The following is a 22,783-nucleotide window of genomic DNA, read 5'->3' as shown; positions in this document are numbered from 1 at the left end:
CCCTACTTCCTGGGCTTGATGCCCAGGCGCTCGCGGCGGGCGATGGCGTAGCCCTCGACGTTCTTCTGCTGGCTTCGCTCGATGGCAAGGGCATCGTCAGGTACGTCGTGCGTGATGCACGAGCTTGCCCCCGTGATGGCACCGGCACCTATGTTGACGGGCGCCACCATCATGGTGTCGGAGCCAATGAAGGCGCCGTCGCCAATGGTGGTGTGGCTCTTGTGCACGCCGTCGTAGTTGCAGGTGATCGATCCGCCGCCAATGTTGACGCCGGCTCCCATCTGCGTGTCACCAATATAGGAGAGGTGCGGCACCTTGGAGCCCTCGCCCACAACAGAGTTCTTGAGCTCCACGTGCGTGCCTGCCTTGGCGCCGCGCAGCAGGTGGGTGTGGCCGCGCAGGTAGGCACGGGGACCGCAGTTGACGTCGTCGTCAATGGCGGACTCAACAATCACGGTCTCGTCCACGGTGCAGTTGTTGCCCACGGTGGCGTTCTCCAGACGGCTGTTGGGGCCAACGGTGCAGCCCTCGCCCACAGACGTCTTGCCCCAGAGGAAGGTCTGGGGGAGAAGGACGGTGTTCTTCCCAACGGTGGCCTCCGGGCCAACCCAGACCTGGTCGGGATCGAGCATCGACACGCCCGAGCGCATGAGGCCCTCGTTGACGCGGCGCTGCATGATCTTGGTGACCTGCGCCAGCTGGACGCGGTCGTTCACACCCAGGAGCTCCTCATAGTCGTCGCAGTGGACTGCCGAGACGGGCTCGTCCATGCCCACGTAGATGCCCACCATGTCAGTGAGGTAATACTCGCCCTGGGCGTTGCTGTTGGTGACCTTGTCGATGTTGGTCGAGAGACGCTCGCCGCAGAAGCAGTAGGCGCCAGCGTTGCACTCCAGGAGCGTGGCGCGCTGCTCGGGCGTGCAGTCCTTGTCCTCGATGATGGCACGCACACCGCCGTCCTCGATGAGCACGCGGCCATAGCCGGAGACGTCCGGCGGCGTCATGGTGAGCAGCGTGCAGGCGTTGTGGCCCGCGCGGGTGGCGTCGACCAGGGCTGAGACGGTCTCGGGGCGAACGAGCGGCAGGTCGCCGTTGAGAACCACCACGGGACCGGCAAAGCCGCCCAGGGCGTCGCGCACCACGCGCACGGCGTGGCCGGTGCCCAGGCGCTCGGTCTGCTCGACAAACTCCACGTCCTTCTCGTCTGCGAAGTAGTCGCGGACCTCCTGGGCGCCGTTGCCCACCACCAGCACGATGCGGTCGACCCCCGCCTTGCGCGCGGCGTCGACAACCCACCACGCGAGCGGCTTGTCGAGGACCTTGTGCATGACCTTGGGATGGTGGGACTTCATGCGAGTTCCCTCGCCGGCGGCAAGGACGATTGCGGTGACGGGCATGGCTGCCTCCTATGTTTGCGGTGGTAGGGGTCTTGTAATGCCGCCCCGCTGTGTGCGGGGCGGTTGCACGATAGTTCAATGATAGCTCAGGCATGTGCAGGGCCCGAGGGCTGGCACATTTCACGGTACTAGTTCCGGGATCGTCCGTTCGCCCTTGCGCCAAGAAAGGCTGCGATGGCCACTGCAGGCAGGCTGACCGGTGGGAAGCACAGGGCAAGCACGCAGGTGCTGAGCAGCCACTTTCCTGTGGCAGTTCCCACCAGGGCGCCCGTGGAAAGTGCCACCGCGAGCATGGGGTCTGTCCCGGTGATGGCGGCAACCGCATAGCCGGCGGCAACGCCGCAGAAGATAAGGGGAAAGAACTCTCCGCCAACCCAGCCCGTCTCCTCGCAGAGCTGCGTGAGGGCAAGCTTTGCCACGCAGGTTGCCAGCAGCGTTCCGGCGCCTATGGCCTGCCAGCTGCCAAGAAGGTCCCTCGTGGCCGACTGCCCGGAGAAGAGCACCTCTGGCAGCGCCATGGCGACAAGCCCCAGGACAACGCCGCAGAGAGTGGCTTTGGGGACGGTGCCTATGCGGTCGCACGCAAGCTTTGTTGCCCTGCCGGCGAGCGCGGAGAGACGCGCCAGCACCCAGCCGAGGGGAAGCGCAAGGAGCGCCCACAGCGCGCCTGCGTTAAGCCCCAGGTAGTCAATGCCGTCGAAGCGCGGAAAGCCCGCCCCCGGCCCAAAGAGGCGAGAGACGCCGAGCGCGCCGAGTACAAAGCCCACCGCAGCCGCTGACCAGAGAAGGATGCGGGGCCCGCGGGTATAACGCCTGCCCTCGTCGCTCTGGGCGGGGGAGAGCGCCATCCAAGCGGCCGAAAGCGGGTGCGAGGTGTTGCGCACCACTGCCACGCCCGAGCGACGCATGCCGTGCATGGCCATGGTACCCAGCGCGGCCGTGAACCCAGAGACGCCCGCCTCGGGGCCAACGGCGCCGCCAAAGGCGATGGGAAGCGCAAACAGCACCAGGGCCCAAGGCCAGCTCTTCACCCGGTAGCCACCCTTGCTGCGGCAGTTGCCCACCACAACGCCCAGGGTATCAAGCGAGAAGCCCGCACGGCTGGTGGCTATGCCCACAAGGGTACCGCCTAGGGTGCAGAGAAGCACTGGCGCCACCGCGGAGAGTGGTTGCGGGAGCGTCTTGGCAAGGCCGTCCCAGACAACTTCCTGGAGCAGGTCGACCACCCGAAGCGTGGCTAGGCAGCCCACGCCCACCACGACGCCCGCCAGGAGTGCCCAGAGCAGCAGCACGAGAGATGCATGCACAAGCGCGACGCCGCGGGGGGTCTCCTCCGCGGCGCCGATGATTCTCTCATGCGTTTTCGTCTTGCCCGACATGTTCCTAGACCTCGGAGTGGCCTGCGGCACCCTGGGAGACCGAGTTGTTGGTGTAGACGTTGTAGATGCAGGTTGCCAACGGTTCGGCAACGCTGATCTGCTTGATCTTGGAGCCAGGCTTGTTGGCGACCTCGCAGGGGATGGCATCGGTTACGACGCATTCGACGATGGGCGCGTTCTGCAGGCGCTCGATGGCCTGGCCCGAGAAGATGCCATGGGTGGCCGAGACGTAGATGTCGCCCGCGCCCATCTCCTTGAGCTTGTTGATGGACCCCACGAGGGTGCCGCCCGTGTCAATCATGTCGTCGTTGATGATGCAGGTCTTGCCCACGATGTTGCCGATGACGCCCATGACCTCGGCCGCGTTGTGCTTGGGGCGGCTCTTGTGGGCAATTGCGACCTCGCAGCCCAGGTAGTCCGAGAGCTTCTTTGCCACCTTGGCGCGGCCCATGTCAGGCGAGACAACCACGGTGTTGTCCCAGTCGAAGTCCTTGGTCTTGAAGTAGTCGCCAAAGTTGTAGAGGGCGGTGAGGTGCGTCACGGGGATGTCGAAGAAGCCCTGGATCTGGCCGGAGTGCAGGTCGAGCGTAATCACGCGGTCAACGCCGGCGGCCTCGAGGAGGTTGGCCACCAGGCGGGCGGTGATGGGCTCGCGGCTGGACGCCTTGCGGTCCTGGCGAGCGTAGCCGTAGTGGGGAATGACCGCGGTGAAGCTCTCCGCGCTTGCGCGGGTGGCGGCGTCGGCCACGATGAGGGTCTCCATGATGAGGTCGTTCACGTTCTTGCCGGCGATGGTCTGGATGAAGAAGACCTCGTCACCGCGGACGGACTCCTCGAAACGGGCGTAAATCTCGCCGTTGGCGAACTTCTCGATCTTCAGGCCCTGAAGCTTGAGGTGGAGGATGTCTGCGATGTCCTGGGCGAGCTTGGGGTTGCTGGTACCGGAGTAAAGCTTGATTTCCTTCTGGTAGGTGGTGGGCTTGCTCAGGTCTTCGTACATCGACTGCCGTCCTTCCGTCTGGGATCTATCCCGGCCATTCAGGCTGTTCGCGCCGGCACGATGATAGCGCAGCCAATGCGCTTGCCGCCACATTACATGCGCGTTTCACGGGTATCTCAAGAGGTTCCCGGCGGGATGGGGCGGGCGTGAGGAGGGGAGGCATGCCAACCCTCGCGAGGTTGCCAAGACACTTGCGTACATGCGAGAAGGAATTGGCTGGGGTAGTAGGATTCGAACCCACATTCCAGGCACCAAAAACCCGTGTCCTAACCGTTGGACGATACCCCAGTGAGTGTGCCCCCAAAAAGCGGGCTTCTCGGCTAGTGTATCAGAGTGCGGCCGCGTGGGGCACCGCGTGTGGGCGCGCTGAGAGGGGGAATCGCATCATGATGAAGGCCATCCAGCGGTTTGGTGGCGCGCTCTTCACGCCCGCCATGCTCTTCGCTTTTGCGGGGGTCGTGGTGGGGCTGGGGACGCTCTTCACCACCGAGTCCATCATGGGGCCCATCGCAGCGGCGGGTACCACCTGGAACAAGTGCTGGACCGTGGTTCTCGACGGTGGCTGGACCGTCTTCAATCAGCTGCCGCTGCTCTTTGCCGTGGCACTTCCCATCGGCCTGGCCAAGAAGCAGGCAGGTCGCTGCTGCCTCGAGGCGTTTGTCGCCTATCTCACGTTCAACTACTTCGTGAGTTCGATGCTCTCGTCGTGGGCGTCCGAGCTGGGCGTGGACTTCTCGGCAGCAGCCGGTAGCGCCGAGGGCATCGCGACCATTGCCGGCATCCGTACGCTGGACATGGGCATTGCCGGCGCGCTTCTCGTCTCGGGTGTGGTCATCGCCCTTCACAACCGCTTCTTCGACACGCGCCTGCCGGAGTGGCTGGGGGTCTTCTCGGGTTCGACCTTTGTGTACATGGTCTCGTTCGCCGTGATGCTGCCGCTTGCGGTGGTGACGGTGCTGGTGTGGCCCAAGGTGCAGGTGGGCATGCACGTGTTTCAGCAGATCATTGTCGACGCGGGCTCGGCGGGGGTGGGGATCTTTGTCTTTCTCGAGCGCGTGCTCATCCCGTTTGGCCTGCACCACCTGCTCTACGCGCCCTTCTACTATGACAACGTGCTTGTGCAGGGCGGCATTTACGCCGCCTGGGCAAACGCCCTGCCCCAGATTGCCGCCTCGACCCAGCCGCTCGCGGAGCTCGCGCCCTGGGCCTCGCTTACTGCCACGGGATGGTCGAAGATCTTTGGCATCCCCGGCATAGCCGCTGCGTTCTATGTCACGGCAAGGCCCGAGCGCCGCAAGCGCGTGCTAGCGCTTCTCGTTCCCGTGACGCTCACCTCGGTCTTCTGCGGCGTGACCGAGCCCATCGAGTACACGTTCCTCTTTGTTGCGCCGCAGCTCTTTGTGGTCCATGCGGCGCTTTCTGCCTGCCTCTCCATGATGATGAACGCCTTTGGCGTGGTGGGCGTCTTCTCTGGGGGACTTATCGAGATGTCCTCGCTCGACTTTGTGCCCCTCATGGCCACGCACGGCCAGACCTATCTGGTGGCGCTGGCGATTGGCCTGTGCTTCACGGTCATCTACTTTGTGGTCTTTCGCTTTCTCATTCTGCGCTTCGATTTCAAGACGCCAGGGCGGGCAAGCGATGAGGACGTGCGCCTGCGCACGCAGGACGAGTTCCGCGACGCCCACGGCATGCCGCGCGCTCAAGATGGCAGGCGACTTGGAGCAGAGGGCGAGAAGGCCGACGCCAGCCAGGATGACGCCTACGCCTTGCGTCTGGTGGAGCTTCTCGGAGGCGCTCAGAACATCGAGGGCATCACGAGCTGTGCCACACGACTGCGGGTTGACGTCCGCGATCCCGAGAAGGTAGCGGCAACCGGAGCCTTTGTGGCTGCCGGCGCGAGGGGAGCCGTGTGCACGGGCCGTGCGGTCCAGGTGATTGTGGGTCTCAACGTGACGCAGGTGGCGGAGCGGGTCGAGAAGGTCTTGGGTATCGATGCGTGAGGGTGGCATGGGCTGCGTGCGGACGTGCACAGCCTTGTTGAAAGTTTAAACAAGTGCTTGAATGGCATGCCAAGAAGTTATTCCGGCGAAGACGCGGTGCCGCTATCGAGCCCGCCTGCATCCCGCCGCATGGTGTGAGAGGCGTGGACTGACGTGAGCGAGCGTACGACGGCGTTCTTCGATATCGATGGGACCCTTGGGTGGACCGACCCGGTTGCTCGCGAGCTCATGAGTGATGCGGAACGCAAGCTCTCGCCGGTCCCCAGCCCTGTCGTTGCCGATGCCATCAGGCGCTTTGCGGCAGCGGGCAATCGCGCGTTCATCTGCTCGGGACGCTCGCCGCTCGACATTCATCCCAAGATGGCGGCCCTGCCCTTCTCGGGAATGGCATGCCTCGCGGGCGCCTACGTGAAGGTGGGGGACGTCGTGCTTCGCGACGTGGCTTTGCCGCCCGAGGTGCTTGCCTGCGTGGACGAGGTGCTTGCCGAGACGGGCATGGGTGCGCTTTTGGAGTCCGCGCGTGGTTCCGTCGACGTGCGCGGGGGCACGGCTGGGACGCACTGGCCTTCTCCTGCGAGCGTTGCGGAAGCGCTTGAGCGCATTCCTGGTGGGCGCGCGCACAAGGTCGTGCTGCCCACGCCCGCGGCAAAGCTTGTGGTCAGCCGGCTTGCCGGGGCGGTGGGCCTCTCGATCATGGAGCTCGAGCTTGGCAACAGCGAGGTCGGCCTTGTGGAGAACAGCAAGAGTGGTGCTGTGAAAGCCATTCTCGACTATCTGGGGGATGCGGGCACCACCTATGGGTTTGGTGACTCCGAGAATGACCTCAGCCTGTTTGAGCAGGTTGACGTGCCCATTGCCATGGGCAACGCTTCTGTGGAGGTAAAGGCTGCGGCATCGATGGTGACCGACACGGTTGGTAACGACGGGGTGGCGACGGCCCTCGCCAAGCTGGGCCTTATCTAGGCCCAACGGATTAGCGACGCGATGACGGGAAAGACGCACATTGCTGTTGGGGCCGCGGCCGCGCTTGCGGTTGCGAAGTACGTTCCTGCAGCGCTGACAGCTGGGGTGCCAACGATTGCCGGGGACGCTTCGACGCTCGCCTGTCTTGCCGCTGGTGCGGTGGGCGGACTTCTCCCCGATGCCGATGTGTCGACGAGCGAGGCTTCGCGTCAGCTGAGAAGGGCGTGGTGGCTTCTCGTCGCCGTGATAGCCGCGACGTTTGCGGCGGACGCCCTGCTGGGACTAGACCTCGGTGCGCAGACAGTGGCGTTTGTCCGTACTGCCGGCGTGTACCAGGTTGCTGGAGGAGCCGTTATCGTTGCCATACTCGCCTGCGGACGGGCCTCCGGGCATCGGGGCTTCTCGCACTCGCTTGTGGCTGCGGCGCTGCTCTTTGGCGGGGCGTATCTGGCAGTACCGGAGATTGCTCTGGCCTTGACGGTGGGGTATTGCTCGCACCTGGTGATTGACCTTCTCAACAAGATGCCGGAGCGACTCTTTTGGCCTGTTGCGAGGGGGCAGTCGGTGGGACTGTGCAAGTCCGGTGGCGTGGTGGACGGAGCTCTTCTCGTTTTGGGCGTTGCCGCAGTGATCGGCCTGCTTGCGGGGTGGCTGTAACCGCCGCGCGTCACGTCGGAGATGCGCCGGTGCACTTTGCGCGCTGGGCTGGCGCCATAGGGCCACTTTTGGCAGCAAGTGCGTACGAAACCGCTGCTGTGGCGTCAAATCCGCGCCACAGGGCCAGTTCCCGCAGCAATCGCGTACGGAACCGCTGCTGTGGCGCTGCCCCTTCCTTGTGGCGCTCGCCGCTACCTCCTCGACACGGTGGTGAAGCAGAAGAGCTCCGGGTGGTGACGCACTTGCGTGTACTCGAACATCACGCCGTCGGAGTTGTAGGACTGGCTCTCGACAACGGCCACGCAGTTGTAGGGGTCAAGGTCCATGTAGCTGCAGTCCTCGTCAGTCGCAAGCTGCACCGTAATGCGGCGTCGGCTCGTGAGGATGCGCATGCCCAGGTTCTTCTCGAGGTAGCTGTAGACGGACTTCTCGGCTTGCTCTGCCGTGAGTCCCGGAACCGCCGAGGCAAGGAAGTAGTCGTGGTCGATCTGGCGCGCGACGTCGTCCAGCGTGCGAACGCGCACCACGCGCACGAGCTCGACGCCCTCGGCAAAGCCGGTACGCCGCGCCAGCCCTGCGCCGCAGGTCACATGTTCAAATGACTTGACCTGCGTACCAGGGACAAAGCCGTTCCTTCTCGCATATTCACCGAAAGACTCCACGCCTTCGAGCGAACCTTGGGCGCTGTGCGCCTCACGCTGCCATATCACGCGTACGCCACGACCATGCATGGGCTGTACGTAGGCGTCATCGGCAAGCATGGAGACCGCCCTGCGCAGCGTGTTGCGCGAGCATCCATACTCGGCCGTGAGCTCCCCTTCGGAGGGAAGAAGCTCCTGGTACGAGTAGGTTCCCTCTTGAATCTTCCCCTTGAGGTCGCGGTAGATGCCCTCAAAGATTGCCTTCGGCATGTGGTATCTCCTCGCTTGCGGAACGCCGGACCCCAGAGGGCCGTGGCGTGAGCGGAACATGGGTGGTATCAGATATCCTAGGCCTCCTGAAAGGCAGTTGGACGAGTAACCGGTAACCACATTAACAAATATACCAATCTACCTGCGCAAACAATACGCGGAGTACAACTCATTCCTACCGTTCACCACAAATTAGATACCGCTCAGTCAAAACTTGTTTGAACAAGAAGCTCATCACGCTATTGTCATAGGCAAGAAACGGGGCGGTGCCCGAGAAAACCTCTTCCACCGGCCCCGCACAGGTGCAAGAACGACGGGATACGTCGTTCAAGCAGGAAGCAACGGGAGGATCACGATGGGGAACATTTCGAGGAAGCAGTTCATCACGCTCGGTGCGGCGTCGGCGGCGGTCCTTGGCCTCGCTGGCTGCGGCAGCAGCTCCAGCAGCGACAGCTCGTCTGACACCAGCAGCTCCAGCACTGATGACCGTTCCGGCAACGTCTACTGGCTCAACTTCAAGCCCGAGCTTGACGAGACCGCCCAGGCCCTCGCCAAGACCTACATGGAGAAGTACCCCAACGTCAAGGTCAAGGTTCAGACTGCCGCTTCCGGCACCTACGAGCAGACCCTGACCTCCGAGATGGACAAGACCGACGCCCCCACCCTCTTCAACATTGGCACCACCGCCGGCGTCAAGGAGTGGGGCTCCAGCGCCATGGACCTCTCCGGCACCGACATCGAGAAGGCCCTCTCCACCACCGATTACACCTACAAGGATTCCGATGGTCGTCTGGTCTGCGCCGGCCTCTGCTATGAGACCTATGGCATCGTCGTGAACGCAGACCTGGTTGAGAAGGCCGGCCACAGCGTTGATGACATCAAGGACTTCGACTCCCTGAAGACCGTCGTCGAGGACATCCACAAGAACGCCGCCACCCTCGGCTTTGACGCCTTCGCTGCCACCGACCTCGATGACTCCTCGTCCTGGCGCGTGACTGGCCACCTCGCCAACCTCGAGTACTACTACGAGGAGAAGGACGACGGCGGCTGGGACGCCACTCCCGCCACCATCAAGGGCACCTACCTCCCCAACTACAAGAAGATCTTCGACCTGGCCATCAACAACTCTGCCGAGGATCCCACGACCCTCTCCACCGGCGGCCACGATCCTGCGACCGAGTTCACCTCCGGCAAGGCCGCATTCTTCTTCACCGGCTCCTGGGACTACGCCACCATCGCGGCTGCCCAGAAGAACACCACGATGATTCCGTACTACTGCGGCGTGTCCGGCGAGGAGAAGGCCGGTCTCAACAGCGGTACCGAGAACCGCCTCGCCATCAACGACGCTGCCTCCGATGAGGACAAGAAGGCCACCATGGACTTCTGGCTCTGGCTCGTCACCGACCCCGAGGCCTCCAAGGAAATGGTCGCTCAGCTTGGCGTCCTTCCCTACACCGACGCTGCCAAGGGCGACAACGGCTACCTCAACAAGGCCGAGGAGCTCTCCAAGGCTGGCAACTACACCATGGACTGGGCTACCAACTACCAGCCCAACGTTGACCAGTACCGCAAGGGCCTGGTGTCCGCGCTCAACGCCTACACGGCGGATCAGTCCGACGCCAACTGGGATACCTTCAAGACTGCATTCGTCGACGGCTGGGCTCAGAACTACAAGATCGAGAACGCCTAGTCTCATCTGACCTCTGACTGGCATACGGGGGCCGGGCGTTATTACGGCGCCTGGTCCCCGTTCCTTTTCTCACGCGGGAGTGGAAAAGCATGAAAAGCAAAGCCATAAAGCAGAGCTCCCAGATAAAATCGACTAGACGCTTCTGGTGGCTCTTTCTTCTGCCCGTGACGGCCGCGTTCTGCATTGGCTTCGTGTGGCCGTTCTTCCAGGGCATCTACCTTTCCTTCTGCAAATTTAAGACCGTTTCGAGCGCCAAGTTCGTCGGTCTTTCCAACTACGCCTCCGCCTTCGCGGACGAGTCCTTCCAGCACTCCTTCTGGTACACGGCGCTCACCGCCATCGTGTGCCTCGTCCTCATCAACGTGATCGCGTTCGCCGTGGCCTACGCGCTCACGCAGGGCATCAAGGGCTCGAACATCTTCCGCACGATCTTCTTCGCGCCAAACCTTATCGGCGGCATCGTCCTCGGCTACATCTGGTCGATGATCTTCGACGGCATCCTCCAGCAGTACGGCACCTCGGTGGTCCTCGAGACCAAGTACGGCTTCTGGGGCCTGATTATCCTCATGTGCTGGCAGCAGATCGGCTACATGATGATCATCTACATCGCCGGCATCCAGGCGGTCCCCGAGGACATGATCGAGGCAGCCAAGATCGACGGCGCGACCAAGGCGCAGACCCTCTTCAAGGTGATCATTCCCAACGTTATGCCCTCGATCACGATTTGCACGTTCCTCTCGCTCACCAACGGCTTCAAGCTCTTCGACCAGAACCTCGCGCTCACGGGTGGCCTGCCGTACGAGCAGCTCGCCGACGGCAAGACCATCAACACGACCGAGATGATGGCCTTGAACATCTACAACACGTTCTACTCGGGTACCGGCGCGTCGCGCGGCGTGGCCCAGGCCAAGGCGGTCATATTCTTCGTCCTTGTCGCTGCCATGGGACTCGCGCAGCTCTCGTACACCCGTAAGAGGGAGGTGCAGCAGTAATGGCAAACCAGCCACAGACGCTCGCATCCGAGGCGCGTCACAAGAAGATCCTGACCATCGTCTTTACCATTATCTGCATTGTCTGGGTTCTCCCGGTTGTGTGTGTGGCGATCAACTCCTTCAAGCTGAACACCTTCGTTAAGACCGAGACGTTCGCCCTCCCCACCGACGAGAGCTTTGCCGGATGGTCCAACTTCATTACCGGCATGACCTTTGGTAACTACCCGTTCTGGAGTGCGTTTGGCTACAGCGCCCTGATCACCGTGCTCTCCACCGCGCTGATTCTCATCTGCTGCTCCATGGCGGCCTGGTACATTGCCCGCGTGGACTCCAAGTTCTGCAAGATCCTGTACACGCTCTGCATCTTCTCGATGGTCGTGCCCTTCCAGATGGTCATGTTCACGCTGTCCAAGACGGCCGACACCCTGAAGCTCAACACGCCGTTCACCATCCCCATTGTCTACCTGGGCTTTGGTGCCGGACTTGCAATCTTCATGTTCGTTGGCTTCGTGAAGTCCATTCCGCTTGAGATCGAGGAAGCTGCCGCAATCGACGGCTGCGGCCCAATCCGCACCTTCTTCCTGGTTGTGCTCCCCATGCTCAAGCCCACGCTCATCTCCGTTGGCATCCTCGAGATCATGTGGGTCTGGAACGACTACCTTCTCCCGTATCTGGTCCTGGACATCAACCAGTACCGCACGATTCCCATTCAGATCCAGTACCTCAAGGGCAGCTACGGAACGGTCGACCTGGGTGCAACCATGGCAATCATCCTCATGGCCATCATCCCCGTCATCGTGTTCTACCTCTCCTGCCAGAAGTACATCATCAAGGGCGTTGCCGCCGGCGCCGTCAAGGGCTAGGCCAACGACCGGGCACGTCTGAGTTTGCCCCCTCTTTCCCACTCTCTTCGCGGGACCCGCTCTGGGTCCCGCGGAGGGGGGACCTCCTCAAAGACATGCAGCCTATCGTGGGGACGCGGGCCCCGGCTGCGACCTAAGGAAGGAATCCGAGAACCATGGCAGAAGTCAGCCTGAAGCACATTACCAAGATCTATCCGAACATCGAGAAGACCAAGAAGCACCACTTTGGCAAGAAGGCCGCCGAGCCCGAGAAGAAGAGCAACCTCAAGGTCACCGACGAGGGCGTCGTGGCCGTTGAGGACTTCAACCTCGACATCGCCGACCGCGAGTTTGTCGTCCTTGTCGGCCCCTCCGGCTGCGGCAAGTCCACGACGCTGCGCATGATTGCCGGCCTCGAGAGCATCTCTGGCGGTGAGCTCACCATCGACGGCAAGGTCATGAACGAGGTAGCCCCCAAGGACCGCGACATCGCCATGGTCTTCCAGAGCTACGCCCTGTACCCCCACATGACCGTGTACGACAACATGGCCTTCCCCCTGAAGCTCCGCAAAGTTCCCGAGGACCAGATTGATCAGAAGGTTCGCCAGGCGGCGGAGACCCTGGGTATCACCCAGTACCTTGACCGCAAGCCCAAGGCGCTTTCCGGCGGCCAGCGGCAGCGCGTGGCCATTGGGCGCGCCATTGTGCGCGACCCCAAGGTGCTCCTCATGGACGAGCCCCTCTCCAACCTGGACGCCAAGCTCCGCAACCAGATGCGCGCCGAGATCATCAAGCTCCGCAAGCGCATCAACGCGACGTTCGTCTACGTTACGCACGACCAGACCGAGGCCATGACCCTGGGCGATCGCATCGTGATCATGAAGGACGGCGTGGTGCAGCAGGTCGGCACCCCGCAGGAGGTCTTCAACGAGCCCGCCAACCTCTTCGTTGCAGGTTTCATTGGTGTGCCGCAGATGAACTTCTTCGATGGCCACCTCGAGAAGACGGCCTCGGGCTATGTGCTCCAGGCCCTCGACACCCGTATTGTCATTTCGCCCGAGACGGGCAAGGACCTCGAGACCGCCGGTGTCACCTCGCTCGACGTTACCGCGGGTGTGCGTCCCGAGCAGATTCAGCTTGCCAACGCGGACGAGCCGGGCGCCATCTCCGGCACCATCGACGTCTCCGAGCTCATGGGCTCGACGGTCCACGTGCACGCGAGCGTCAAGGGCTACGACTTTGTCCTGGTCATCCCCACCATCGATTTCGACGGCGCCCTTGGCAGGTCCTTCGCCGACGGCGCACCCATCTCCTTCAAGTTCGAGCCGAACGCTGTCCACTTCTTTGACAAGGCGTCCGGTAAGAACATCATCAAGCCGTAGCCTTCCCTCCCTCCCGCGACATCGGCTTGGTGCGGCCCCGGCCCGCTTTCTCGGACGGGTCGGGGCCCTTTTGCGGGAGACGGTTGTGGCAATGGCCTGCGCGAGAGCGCAGAACGAGAGAAGGAGACAACCATGGAGAGAGCAAGCGGCGTTCTCATGCCCGTCTCGTCACTTCCGGGCATTGTGGGCATAGGCACGTTTGGCCGCGAGGCGTACGACTTCGTCGACTTTCTGGCCCGTACTCACCAGCGCTACTGGCAAGTTCTTCCCCTCACCACCACAAGCTTTGGTGACTCGCCCTACCAGTCCTTCTCCGCCTTTGCGGGGAACCCGTACTTCATTGACATCGAGGACCTTGTCCGCCTGGGTTACCTCACTGAGCAGGACCTGGTTGTGCTGCCCTTTGGCGACGACCCCGCGAACGTTGACTACGGCACGCTCTTCCGTGGTCACCGTGCGCTTCTCGAGCGGGCGCTGCCGAGCTTCTCGGCCGCGCCGCCAGCGGACTTCGGGGCCTTCTGCCAGGCAAACGACTCCTGGCTTGAGCCCTACTGCGAGTTCATGACGGTCAAGGAGGAGTTTGGCCTCAAGGCCTACTACGAGTGGCCCATGGAGTACCGCAGCCGTGGCAAGGCGAGTGCCGCCCTGTGCGCCAAGCGCCCCGAGCGCATGCGCTACCACCAGATGACTCAGTACTTCTTCTACTGCCATTGGAAGCGCCTCAAGGCGTACGCGAACAAGCGGGGCGTCCTTGTCATTGGTGACATCCCCATCTACGTGTCGCGCGACTCCGTGGAGATGTGGGCCATGCCCGAGCTCTTCCGCGTTGACGCCACCGGCAACCCCACGTGCGTTGCCGGAACGCCGCCCGACCAGTTCTCTTCCACCGGTCAATACTGGGGCAACCCCATCTATGACTGGGCGGGCATGGCTGAGGATGGCTTTGCCTGGTGGGTCGAGCGCCTGCGCGCAAGCCTCAAGCTCTACGACATCCTGCGCATCGATCACTTCCGCGGCTTCGAGTCCTACTGGTCCGTGCCCTTTGGCGCGCCGGACTCGAGCTTTGGGCGCTGGGCCAAGGGCCCCGGCGGAGACGTCTTCGACGCCGTGGCAGAGCATCTGGGCGAGCTGCCCATCATTGCGGAGGACCTGGGCTTCATGACGCCAGAGGTCATTGCCATGCGCGAGCACACGGGCTTCCCGGGCATGAAGATCCTGCAGTTTGGCTTTGACTCCGAGGGCGACTCCCTCGACCTTCCGCACCACTACGTCGCAAATACCGTGGCTTACGTGGGCACGCACGACAACGAGACGGCCATGGGATGGTTCAAGGACACCGCCACGCCTGACGTGCGCGAGAAGGCCACGCGCTACCTTGCCCTCGCCCCCGGCGAGACCGTGGCGCAGGGCTGCAACCGCGCCATTGCCGCCTCGGTGAGCGACACCTGCATCTTCCGCATGCAGGACCTTCTCGGGCTGGACAACTCCGCTCGCATCAACACGCCCTCGACCGTCGGGAAGAACTGGCGCTGGCGCATGCTGCCGGAGGCCATTACGCCCGAGGTGGAGGCAGAGCTCTCCGACCTCACCACCACCTATTACCGGGTCCCCGGTACGAAGGAACCCGAGCTTCCCAAATAGGGAAGTGCTTGGGCACGCGCCCGCCTTGCGCGGTATGCGCCTTTCCGTCATGTCACCGCGACACTTGGAGGTATCGCAACACATGAAGATCGATCTTGAGGCTCGCTCCCAGGAGAAGTACGGTCGTCCGCTCGCCGAGCTTGACGACTCCACCATCTGCACCATGCTCGAGGACATTGTCCGCGAGCACGCGGCAACCATGCCCCTCAACGAGGGCAAGCGCCGCCTGTACTACCTCTCGGCCGAGTTCCTCATCGGCCGTCTGCTCACCAACAACCTCATCGAGCTTGGCGTGTACGAAGACGTTAAGGCCCAGCTTGCTAGCGCCGGCCACGACCTGGGTGCTGTGGAGGAGCGCGAGGTCGAGCCGTCCCTGGGCAACGGCGGCCTCGGTCGTCTCGCCGCGTGCTTCCTGGACTCCATCGCCACGCTGGGACTCCCTGGCGACGGCGTTGGCCTTAACTACCACTACGGCCTCTTCCACCAGCGCTTTGTTGACCTGCAGCAGGCCGCCGAACCCGATGGCTGGCTGGACCGCCAGGACTGGCTCGTGAGGGACGAGAAGGCCTACACCGTGGAGTTTGGCGGCTTCTCGGTGAAGTCGCGCCTCTATGACATCGACGTTCTGGGCTACGGGCGCACGACCAAGAACCGCCTGCGCCTGTTTGACCTCGAGAGCGTCGATGACTCGCTGGTGCCGGTGAACTCCATCGACTTCGACAAGGGCGAGCTCGCCAAGAACCTCACGCTCTTCCTCTACCCCGATGACTCCGACGATGCCGGCCGTCTGCTCCGCGTATACCAGGAGTACTTCATGGTCTCCAACGCGGCTCAGCTCATCCTCGACGAGGCAATGGAGCGCGGCTCCAACCTGCACGACCTGCCCGACTACGCCGTTGTGCAGATCAACGACACGCATCCCTCGATGGTCATCCCCGAGCTGGTGCGCCTGCTCGTGGACGTTCACGGCTTCGAGTTTGACGAGGCCGTCTCGGTGGTGCGTCGCATGGTGGCCTACACCAACCACACCATCCTCGCGGAGGCGCTCGAGAAGTGGCCCCTCGAGAGCCTCAAGACCGTCTCCCCGCGCATTGCCGAGATTGTGGTCAAGCTGGACGAGCTGGAGCGTGCCGAGAACGGTAGCGATGACGCCGTGGCTATCGTGCGCGACGGCGTGGTGCACATGGCCCACATGGCCATCCACTACGGCTTCTCGATCAACGGTGTGGCAGCGCTGCACACCAAGATTCTCGAGGACACGGAGCTTCACTCCTTCTATGAGCTCTATCCCGAGAAGTTCTCCAACAAGACCAACGGAATCACCTTCCGCCGCTGGATCATGGATGCCAACCCGGCACTTTCCGGCGTGCTCGATGACGTCCTGGGCACCGACTGGCGCACCTCATGCGACCTCTCGGGGCTTCTCGCCTTCAAGGACGACGACGCGGTTCTCGCTCGCCTGGATGATGCAAAGACGCAGGCCAAGGCCAGCATGCGCGAGTTCCTCTGGGAGACGCAGGGCGTGCGGATTCCCGAGAACGCCATCATCGACGTGCAGGTGAAGCGCATCCACGAGTACAAGCGTCAGCAGATGCTTGCGCTCTATATCATCTGGAAGTACCTCGACATCAAGAACGGCAACATTCCCGCGCGTCCGCTCACCATCATCTTTGGCGGCAAGGCGGCACCTGCCTACACCATCGCGCAGGACATCATCCACCTCATCCTGCTGCTTTCCCGCTGGATTGCGGCAGATCCGGTTGTCTCGCCCCACCTGCAGGTGGTCATGATCGAGAACTACAACGTGAGCGCTGCCGAGCGCGTGATTCCCGCCGCCGACATCTCCGAGCAGATCTCGCTTGCCTCCAAGGAGGCATCGGGTACCTCGAACATGAAGTTCATGCTCAACGGTGCCGTGACCCTCTGCACGCTTGATGGCGCCAACGTCGAGATCGCCGACCTTGTGGGCGACGAGAACATCTACACCTTTGGCGCCTCCTCCAAGGAGGTCGAGCGCCTGTACGCCGAGCACGCCTACGACGCGCACGCACACTACCTGCGTCCGGGCGTAAAGCTTCTGGTGGACTTCATCACCAACCCTGCCTTCCTCGCGCTTGGCAACGCAGAGCGCCTGCATCGCCTGCACGACGACATGGCATGGAAGGACTGGTTCATGGCGCTTCTCGATATCGAGGAGTACATCCAGAAGAAGGAGCAGGTGCTCGCCGACTACGAGAACCGCGATGTCTGGCGCAAGAAGTCGCTGGTAAACATCGCAAAGTCTGGTACCTTCTCGTCCGATCGCACCATCCGCCAGTACAACGAGGACATCTGGCACCTCTAGTGAGACAAAGCGAGGCAAAGGGACAGTCCCTTTGCCTCGCGCTGGTACAACGAGGATATCTGACACCTGAAGGATGAGACAAAGGGACTGTCCCTTTGTCTCACGGGCCTTCCCTACATTCCCTCAAAGGCGGCGCAGATGGCGTCGAGCAGCAGCACAGCGTAGGTTTGGGCGTCGCTGATGGTGAAGGTGCCCTCGAAGTTGGGGCCCACGGGCAGCTCGATGCGCACCACGGCCACGGCGTCGCGCGAGCTCTCCACGGCGGTGCGCAAGCGCAGCGGGAGTGTGTCCACGTCATCCATCATCACGTTTGAGGTGGTGGAGCCATCGGGCAGCGGCGCGGCAGAAAGCACAAGCACTGCCTGGGCGTCTTTGCAGGCGTCTGACGAAGCGGAATCAACGAGCTCGAGGCCAGAGGCGTTGGTTGTTGCGCTTGCCAGGTTCCAGATGCGACCAGCGACGTTTCTCGAGATGGGATCCTCGCCGGTGATGCACAGCTTGACGACCTCGAGCACCCCGGCTGCACGGGCAAAGCCCATGCCGCCCTGCGGGTGCGGACCGGCGGCGGGGTTGCCGCCCCAGACGTGCTTCAGGCGGTCGATGGCGTCGAACGTGTCCGGGAAGGCCATGCCGTCGGCCAGAAGCCCAACGCTCTCCTGAAACTGCTTGACCGCAGCCTCGGTGTGGGCGCCGTACTGCCCGTCAACGGCTCCACAGGAGAAGCCCAGCACGTTGAGCCGCTCCTGGAGCTGGCGGACGTCGTTGCCGTGGAAGTTGGGAAGGCGCAGGTAGAGGGTGCGGTCCCCAAGCTGATAGCACTCGTCGACCAATGTCGCCCAGGTCGCCGTGTCAACCACGTCGCCAAGCGACAGGCCGTGGTCGAGCCTAAAGCGCGCAACGGCTGTGGAGGTCGAGTGGCCAAAGGTCTTCTCGGCCGTCTCGCTCTTATCAATCTTGTATCCCAGCGAGCCCAGGCGCTCCTGGATGTCTTCCACGGCGGCGCCCGACGCGCCCTCGCGAATTGGTTCCATACCCTAGTTCCCCTCGATAGCGTGGGCGTGAGGCGGCGTCCAACCTAGCCCCTGCGTTCCACAAAGAAGTCTGCCATAGAATCGAGAATTGCGCGTGCGTCCCCGGCGAGCTCGATGCCGTCAAGGTGCCCCTTCGCGCTTTCTGCAAGTCCGCGTGCATAGCTGCGCACGGCGTCGATGGCGCCCGCCTTCTCCATGAGGCTGACCGCGCGGGAAAGCGACCGCGCGTCCGTTGCGTGCGACGAAAGAATGCCGAGAAGCTCGTTCTTCTCGGCACCCGTAAGGTGCTCCAGCGCCCAGCACACAACCATGGTGCGCTTGCCCTCGGTGATGTCGCTCCGGAAGTCCTTGCCCTGTGTCTCGGCGTCACCCACGAGGTTGAGAAGGTCGTCTTGCAGCTGGAAGGCAAGGCCAGCGTCCATGCCAAAGGAGCCAAGCGCCTCCACTTGTTCGTCCGTGCCGCCGCCACAGATGGCGCCGATGGAGAGCGGAGAGGCGGCAGAGTAGAACGCGGTCTTGTGCGTTGCCATTGTGAGGTAGTCGCTCACCGTGACGTCCCAGCGCTCGTCGCGCGCCCAGCCGAGGTCAAGCGCCTGTCCCTCCACGGTGCGCTGCTCCATCTGCGCGAACTCTTCGAGCACGCGCAGCTTGGTTGCGCCATCAAGCGAGCCGTCCTCGAGCACGCCCGCAAAGGTGCGGACGATACCAAGGTCCCCCACGTTGACGGCCACGCCAACGCCCTCGGTGCGGTGCACGCAGGGCTGGCCGCGGCGCATCTCGCCCTCGTCGGCGATGTCGTCGTGGATGAGGGCCGCTGACTGGAAGTCCTCAATCGCGGCGGCGGAGGAAAGGGCACGCGAGACATCCCCGCCCACGGCCTCGCAGCCAAGCAGCACCAACGCCGGGCGCGTGCGCTTGCCGCCCGAGCGCGTGAAGCGCGCGAGCGGGGTGTAGAGGTAGCACGAAAGGTCGGCTGCGGCACCCTGTCCCGCCGCGGGGGCGGGAAGGTGCGCAGAGATATAGTCCTCGATGCGAGGCCGACGTTCGGCGAGCCAGGACGCAAAGAGCTTGCCGCCGTCACCCGTGCCCATGGTGCTGCTTGCTGCCATGGTCTAGCCCTCGAAGCCGTTGGGGTTCTTGGACTGCCAGTTCCAGGAGTCGCGGCACATGTCGTCGATCGTGTACTTGGCCTCCCAGCCCATTTCGCGCTTGGCCTTGGAACAGTCGGCGTAGTTGGCATCGACGTCGCCTGGGCGGCGCGGGTCGATCTGGTAGGGAATCTCCTTGCCGCAGGCCTTGCCAAACGCCTTGATGATCTCGAGAACCGAGGTGCCCTTGCCGGTGCCCAGGTTGAAAATCTCGACGCCCGTATGACCGTTCATCCACTTGAGTGCCGCTGCGTGACCGGTACCCAGGTCGCACACGTGGATGTAGTCACGCACGCCCGTGCCGTCTGGCGTGTTGTAGTCGTTGCCAAAGACATGCACGCACTCACGCTTGCCAATGGCCACCTGCGCCACGTAGGGCAGGAGGTTGTTGGGGATGCCCTTGGGGTCCTCGCCCATGAGTCCCGAGGGGTGCGCTCCAATGGGGTTGAAGTAGCGGAGAAGCACGACGTTCCACTCGGGGTCGGCCGTGTGGAGGTCGGTCAGGATCTGCTCGATCATCCACTTGGTCCAGCCATAGGGGTTGGTTGCGGGCTTCTTGGGGCTCTCCTCGGTGAGGGGGAGCTTGTCCGGGTCACCGTAGACCGTGGCGGAGCTGGAGAAGATGATGTCCTTGCAGCCGTGGTTGCGCATCACGTCGACGAGCGTGAGGGTGTTGCCCAGGTTGTTGGTGTAGTACTCGATGGGCTTGCTCACGGACTCGCCCACGGCCTTGAAGCCGGCGAAGTGAATGACGCGGTCGATGTGGTTCTCGTCAAAGACGGCGTTCATGGCCTCGCGGTCATTCACGTCGGCGCGATAGAAGGTGAGGTTGGCGGCAGCCGCGTCCCCCACGATGGTCTTGATGCGGCCGATGACCTTCTCGGAAGCGTTGGAGAGATCGTCGACAACGACGACCTTGTAGCCATCCTGAAGAAGCTCCACCACCGTGTGGCTACCAATGAAGCCGGCGCCACCGGTGACGAGCACGCAGGTGTTCTTGGGGTCTTTTGCTTCGCTCATGGGTTTCCTTTCGAGTCTAGTGCCAAGGTACCTCGCGGCGAATAAGCCAAGTACACAGTATACGTTGCCTATGTGTGCACGACGTTGGGGCTATGCCGACCGCCAAGGTTGGTGTTTGGAAAGTGCTGGGGCGTGCTTCTCTCCGCCGTGGCTGTGGAAGCGCGCCCTTCGGCGTTGGCGGTGCGGCGTTCCACCTCCTCGATCATCTCGTCGTAGCCGCGGAGCGCAGCGAATGGAATGAACTGCCGTCCCCGCTCGGCCGAGGCCACGGCGCGGTGCGGCCCGTCCTCGACGATGCGCCGGACAATGCCCCTGAGTACCTTCTCCCTGCGCTCCTGCTCTTGTTGGCTCGCATCTGGCCACGAGGTGGTTGCGGGCAGGCTCTCTATCTCGCGAAATACGTCTTCACGCACGGTGACCCCCAATCTGAAGGTTGCGCTCGCGGGCGTTGGCGGCGGGGAGGAGGCTCGTGCCGGAAAACACGGTGTTGGGCCCAAAGCGTCGGCGCGCACAGCCAACGGCGCCGGCCAGCCGCACTTCTCGCGCGTCTTTCCGGGGGTTGTCAAAAAGCGTGGGAGCTGCCGCGGCCGCCGGGACAACGCCGCCCAGCCACAGGCACACGCGCCGTATGGGCAGATCGCGCGCGACCGTCTGGTCGTAGAGTGCGAGAAATGCGTCTGTCACCTCCCGCTCGCTGGCAGTCTGGTGCCCAAGGCTCCTCTGCCCGCCGCCGTGCCCAAAAAGCTCGGCCTGGCCCGAATAGCCTATGTAGAGTCCCACCGTGTCGCATGCGAGCGCCTGCTGGCGCAAGTCCAGACAGCTCTGCCAGGCCATCTCGCGCAGCACCACGCGCGCCTCGTCAAAGCCGTAGTCGCGCATGAGCACCTGGCCGTTGGAGAGCGAGCGCGCTTTGGGTATGTAGCCGCGGGCATCCGCGATGGTGCAGGGCTCGAGCCCCCAGGCGTGGTCGATGAGCCACTCGGCGTTGCGGCCAAACTCCCCGCGCAGCCACGTTGGGTCCGTAGCGCAGATGCCCGCGAGGTCGTATACGCCTGCCCGCGCAAGCCTGCGCGCAATGCCAGGGCCAATGCCCCAGATGTCCGTGATGGGGCGATGGAACCACACGTCGCGGCGGAAGGTCTTCTCGTCCAGCTGCCCTATGCCGTCTGCGGCGTGCTTGGCCATGAGATCGAGTGCCACCTTGCAGAGAAACATGTTGGGTCCTATGCCTGCCGTTGCCGAGACGCCCGTCTCCTCACGCACCGTTGTGGTGATGCGCCGCGCGAGGCTACGCGCGTTAGGGCCATAGAGCGCCTGGTAGGGCGTCACGTCGAGAAACGCTTCGTCCACGCTGTAGGGCCATGCGTCCTGGCTGGACACATAGCGCAGGTAGATGGCGTACACCTGCGCGGAGACCTCCATGTAGCGGTGCATCCTGGGCATGGCGGTGATGTAGGGGATGCCTTGGGGTATCTCGCGCACGCGGCAGCGGTTCTTCACCCCCTTGGCCTTGAGCGCGGGCGTGATGGCCAGGCAGATGGTGTTGGGACTGCGCGTTGGGTCTGCCACCACGAGGTCTGTGGTGAAGGGGTCAAGACCCCTGTCGGCGCATTCCACGCTCGCGTAGAACGACTTGAGGTCGATTGCCAGGTAGGTCTTCTCGGGCGTCCGCGTGTCTGATGCCATGGCTCCTCCATCTCCAGCTAAGAACACATGTTCTACCTCACGCATGGTTATACGACGGCTACGCGACACAAATACGCGCGCGCCACTCGGAGAATTCACTACTCGTTCGCTTGTCGAGAAGGAACACATGTTCTACTCTCGGGACATGGAGTATCGGACGCTCACAGACGGGACGCGGCGCCGTGTGCACCGTGAGTACGTGGACGTCGTCGCGCGCTTTGGACGTGACGGCTCCCTGGAGCCCGTCGCGGTCATCTGGAAGGACGGGAGGAGCTTTGCGATCGATGAGGTGCTGGAGGAGGGGGCGTTTGGCGCCGAGACGCGCGGGAGAAGGCAGGCCTGCTACCGCGTGCGCTTTGGCGGACACGAGACGGAGCTCTACCTCGAGCGGCGCAGCGCCGTTCCGGCGATGGGCCAGCCCGAGGAGCTGCTCTGGTGGGTCTTTGCCTACGACCAGACGCGCTCGCGCGAGGCGAGCTAGGCTATGTTTCCCCGGCCACGCCCGTGCCGTCCGCGACGCGTCTGCCCCGTCCACCAGCTTTTTCAAACTTTTTGTTTGAACGGCGTTATAGTTTGTAAGCAAGAACGCCGTCATTGGACAGGCACCACATCCTTGTCGGCGATGCCCACAGGCACCACATGGGCGGTACGCAAAAAGCATCGCACCAGAGATGCGCCCCAGGCAGGCATCACACCG

19 protein-coding genes and 1 tRNA gene are annotated in these 22,783 nt (G+C 63.1%); 10 read left to right on the top strand and 10 right to left on the bottom strand.

Annotation, left to right across the window (positions count from 1 at the left end):
• Positions 1-2: 2 nt before the first annotated feature.
• The 4 genes from glmU to BMX94_RS03305 form a co-directional block, all read right to left on the bottom strand.
• Positions 3-1,397 (bottom strand): bifunctional UDP-N-acetylglucosamine diphosphorylase/glucosamine-1-phosphate N-acetyltransferase GlmU, encoded by a 1,395-nt coding sequence (glmU, locus tag BMX94_RS03320; RefSeq protein WP_091003462.1) that lies wholly within the window; start codon positions 1,395-1,397, stop codon positions 3-5.
• Between the two features lie 128 nt (positions 1,398-1,525).
• Entirely contained in the window at positions 1,526-2,776 is a 1,251-nt protein-coding gene (locus BMX94_RS03315) for a chloride channel protein (RefSeq protein ID WP_091003460.1), read from the bottom strand.
• A gap of 4 nt (positions 2,777-2,780) precedes the next feature.
• Entirely contained in the window at positions 2,781-3,776 is a 996-nt protein-coding gene (locus tag BMX94_RS03310) for a ribose-phosphate diphosphokinase (protein WP_072354385.1), read from the bottom strand.
• A gap of 213 nt (positions 3,777-3,989) precedes the next feature.
• Positions 3,990-4,064 (bottom strand) — tRNA-Gln (locus tag BMX94_RS03305).
• 98 nt (positions 4,065-4,162) lie between these two features.
• Here BMX94_RS03305 and BMX94_RS03300 point away from each other — a divergent pair.
• From BMX94_RS03300 to BMX94_RS03290, 3 genes are all read left to right on the top strand, one after another.
• Positions 4,163-5,779 (top strand): alpha-glucoside-specific PTS transporter subunit IIBC, encoded by a 1,617-nt coding sequence (locus BMX94_RS03300; protein ID WP_091003459.1) that lies wholly within the window; start codon positions 4,163-4,165, stop codon positions 5,777-5,779.
• 153 nt (positions 5,780-5,932) lie between these two features.
• Positions 5,933-6,742 carry an HAD hydrolase family protein gene (locus tag BMX94_RS03295; RefSeq protein WP_091003457.1) on the top strand — a complete coding sequence of 270 codons (810 nt, stop codon included), beginning with the start codon at positions 5,933-5,935 and terminating at the stop codon, positions 6,740-6,742.
• Positions 6,743-6,763: 21 nt separating this feature from the next.
• Positions 6,764-7,399, top strand: a complete 636-nt coding sequence (locus BMX94_RS03290) for a metal-dependent hydrolase (protein WP_091003455.1) — start codon at positions 6,764-6,766, stop codon at positions 7,397-7,399.
• 191 nt (positions 7,400-7,590) lie between these two features.
• Here the strand turns inward: BMX94_RS03290 and BMX94_RS03285 are convergent, their stop codons facing one another.
• Positions 7,591-8,310, bottom strand: a complete 720-nt coding sequence (locus BMX94_RS03285; protein ID WP_091003452.1) for a GntR family transcriptional regulator — start codon at positions 8,308-8,310, stop codon at positions 7,591-7,593.
• Between the two features lie 355 nt (positions 8,311-8,665).
• On the opposite strand from BMX94_RS03285, the gene BMX94_RS03280 reads away from it, so the two are divergent.
• The 6 genes from BMX94_RS03280 (at position 8,666) to glgP (ending at position 17,201) form a co-directional block, all read left to right on the top strand.
• A complete protein-coding gene (locus BMX94_RS03280; RefSeq protein ID WP_091003449.1) occupies positions 8,666-10,000 on the top strand; it encodes an ABC transporter substrate-binding protein in 1,335 nt (444 codons plus the stop codon).
• Between the two features lie 89 nt (positions 10,001-10,089).
• Entirely contained in the window at positions 10,090-10,992 is a 903-nt protein-coding gene (locus tag BMX94_RS03275) for a carbohydrate ABC transporter permease (RefSeq protein ID WP_091003446.1), read from the top strand.
• Positions 10,992-11,855 (top strand): carbohydrate ABC transporter permease, encoded by an 864-nt coding sequence (locus tag BMX94_RS03270; protein WP_091003444.1) that lies wholly within the window; start codon positions 10,992-10,994, stop codon positions 11,853-11,855. Before BMX94_RS03275 ends, BMX94_RS03270 begins: the two co-directional genes overlap by 1 nt.
• A 155-nt stretch (positions 11,856-12,010) precedes the next feature.
• Positions 12,011-13,216 carry an ABC transporter ATP-binding protein gene (locus BMX94_RS03265; protein ID WP_091003441.1) on the top strand — a complete coding sequence of 402 codons (1,206 nt, stop codon included), beginning with the start codon at positions 12,011-12,013 and terminating at the stop codon, positions 13,214-13,216.
• Positions 13,217-13,348: 132 nt separating this feature from the next.
• Positions 13,349-14,857 (top strand): 4-alpha-glucanotransferase, encoded by a 1,509-nt coding sequence (gene malQ / locus BMX94_RS03260; RefSeq protein WP_091003440.1) that lies wholly within the window; start codon positions 13,349-13,351, stop codon positions 14,855-14,857.
• Between the two features lie 82 nt (positions 14,858-14,939).
• Positions 14,940-17,201 (top strand): glycogen/starch/alpha-glucan family phosphorylase, encoded by a 2,262-nt coding sequence (glgP, locus tag BMX94_RS03255; RefSeq protein WP_091003437.1) that lies wholly within the window; start codon positions 14,940-14,942, stop codon positions 17,199-17,201.
• A 113-nt stretch (positions 17,202-17,314) separates the two neighbouring features.
• Here glgP and BMX94_RS03250 read toward each other — a convergent pair whose 3' ends face one another.
• The 5 genes from BMX94_RS03250 to BMX94_RS03230 all read right to left on the bottom strand — a co-directional run bounded on the left by BMX94_RS03250 (position 17,315) and on the right by BMX94_RS03230 (position 22,086).
• Positions 17,315-18,232 (bottom strand): peptidoglycan-binding domain-containing protein, encoded by a 918-nt coding sequence (locus tag BMX94_RS03250; protein WP_091003434.1) that lies wholly within the window; start codon positions 18,230-18,232, stop codon positions 17,315-17,317.
• Between the two features lie 44 nt (positions 18,233-18,276).
• Positions 18,277-19,341 (bottom strand): polyprenyl synthetase family protein, encoded by a 1,065-nt coding sequence (locus tag BMX94_RS03245; RefSeq protein ID WP_091003431.1) that lies wholly within the window; start codon positions 19,339-19,341, stop codon positions 18,277-18,279.
• Positions 19,342-19,344: 3 nt separating this feature from the next.
• Positions 19,345-20,400 (bottom strand): UDP-glucose 4-epimerase GalE, encoded by a 1,056-nt coding sequence (gene galE, locus BMX94_RS03240; RefSeq protein ID WP_091003429.1) that lies wholly within the window; start codon positions 20,398-20,400, stop codon positions 19,345-19,347.
• A gap of 68 nt (positions 20,401-20,468) precedes the next feature.
• Positions 20,469-20,813: a hypothetical protein gene (locus tag BMX94_RS03235; RefSeq protein ID WP_143052259.1), complete on the bottom strand. Its 345-nt coding sequence runs from the start codon at positions 20,811-20,813 to the stop codon at positions 20,469-20,471.
• Positions 20,806-22,086, bottom strand: a complete 1,281-nt coding sequence (locus BMX94_RS03230) for a Y-family DNA polymerase (RefSeq protein WP_091003424.1) — start codon at positions 22,084-22,086, stop codon at positions 20,806-20,808. The genes BMX94_RS03235 and BMX94_RS03230 overlap by 8 nt, the downstream gene beginning before the upstream one ends.
• 127 nt (positions 22,087-22,213) lie before the next feature.
• Here BMX94_RS03230 and BMX94_RS03225 point away from each other — a divergent pair, with 127 nt between their 5' ends.
• The gene (locus BMX94_RS03225) at positions 22,214-22,567 is read left to right on the top strand and encodes a hypothetical protein (protein WP_091003420.1); all 354 of its coding nucleotides are present in this window, start codon (positions 22,214-22,216) and stop codon (positions 22,565-22,567) included.
• The last annotated feature ends 216 nt before the right edge of the window (positions 22,568-22,783 follow it).

It is taken from the genome of Olsenella sp. KH3B4 (assembly GCA_900111695.1).
Taxonomy (GTDB): domain Bacteria; phylum Actinomycetota; class Coriobacteriia; order Coriobacteriales; family Atopobiaceae; genus Tractidigestivibacter.
Note: the sequence above shows the minus strand (reverse complement) of the source record. Positions and strands in the feature narration are given on the sequence as shown.

What these genes read in the sequence shown, in the direction of transcription:
- glmU (WP_091003462.1), bottom strand. Translation starts at nt 1,397, where the DNA reads ATGCCCGTCACCGCAATCGTCCTTGCCGCCGGCGAGGGAACTCGCATG.
- glgP (WP_091003437.1), top strand. Translation starts at nt 14,940, where the DNA reads ATGAAGATCGATCTTGAGGCTCGCTCCCAGGAGAAGTACGGTCGTCCG.
- BMX94_RS03230 (WP_091003424.1), bottom strand. Translation starts at nt 22,086, where the DNA reads ATGGCATCAGACACGCGGACGCCCGAGAAGACCTACCTGGCAATCGAC.
- BMX94_RS03270 (WP_091003444.1), top strand. Translation starts at nt 10,992, where the DNA reads ATGGCAAACCAGCCACAGACGCTCGCATCCGAGGCGCGTCACAAGAAG.
- BMX94_RS03245 (WP_091003431.1), bottom strand. Translation starts at nt 19,341, where the DNA reads ATGGCAGCAAGCAGCACCATGGGCACGGGTGACGGCGGCAAGCTCTTT.
- BMX94_RS03275 (WP_091003446.1), top strand. Translation starts at nt 10,090, where the DNA reads ATGAAAAGCAAAGCCATAAAGCAGAGCTCCCAGATAAAATCGACTAGA.
- BMX94_RS03300 (WP_091003459.1), top strand. Translation starts at nt 4,163, where the DNA reads ATGATGAAGGCCATCCAGCGGTTTGGTGGCGCGCTCTTCACGCCCGCC.
- BMX94_RS03285 (WP_091003452.1), bottom strand. Translation starts at nt 8,310, where the DNA reads ATGCCGAAGGCAATCTTTGAGGGCATCTACCGCGACCTCAAGGGGAAG.
- BMX94_RS03290 (WP_091003455.1), top strand. Translation starts at nt 6,764, where the DNA reads ATGACGGGAAAGACGCACATTGCTGTTGGGGCCGCGGCCGCGCTTGCG.
- BMX94_RS03280 (WP_091003449.1), top strand. Translation starts at nt 8,666, where the DNA reads ATGGGGAACATTTCGAGGAAGCAGTTCATCACGCTCGGTGCGGCGTCG.
- malQ (WP_091003440.1), top strand. Translation starts at nt 13,349, where the DNA reads ATGGAGAGAGCAAGCGGCGTTCTCATGCCCGTCTCGTCACTTCCGGGC.
- BMX94_RS03250 (WP_091003434.1), bottom strand. Translation starts at nt 18,232, where the DNA reads ATGGAACCAATTCGCGAGGGCGCGTCGGGCGCCGCCGTGGAAGACATC.
- BMX94_RS03225 (WP_091003420.1), top strand. Translation starts at nt 22,214, where the DNA reads ATGTTCTACTCTCGGGACATGGAGTATCGGACGCTCACAGACGGGACG.
- BMX94_RS03315 (WP_091003460.1), bottom strand. Translation starts at nt 2,776, where the DNA reads ATGTCGGGCAAGACGAAAACGCATGAGAGAATCATCGGCGCCGCGGAG.
- BMX94_RS03265 (WP_091003441.1), top strand. Translation starts at nt 12,011, where the DNA reads ATGGCAGAAGTCAGCCTGAAGCACATTACCAAGATCTATCCGAACATC.
- galE (WP_091003429.1), bottom strand. Translation starts at nt 20,400, where the DNA reads ATGAGCGAAGCAAAAGACCCCAAGAACACCTGCGTGCTCGTCACCGGT.
- BMX94_RS03310 (WP_072354385.1), bottom strand. Translation starts at nt 3,776, where the DNA reads ATGTACGAAGACCTGAGCAAGCCCACCACCTACCAGAAGGAAATCAAG.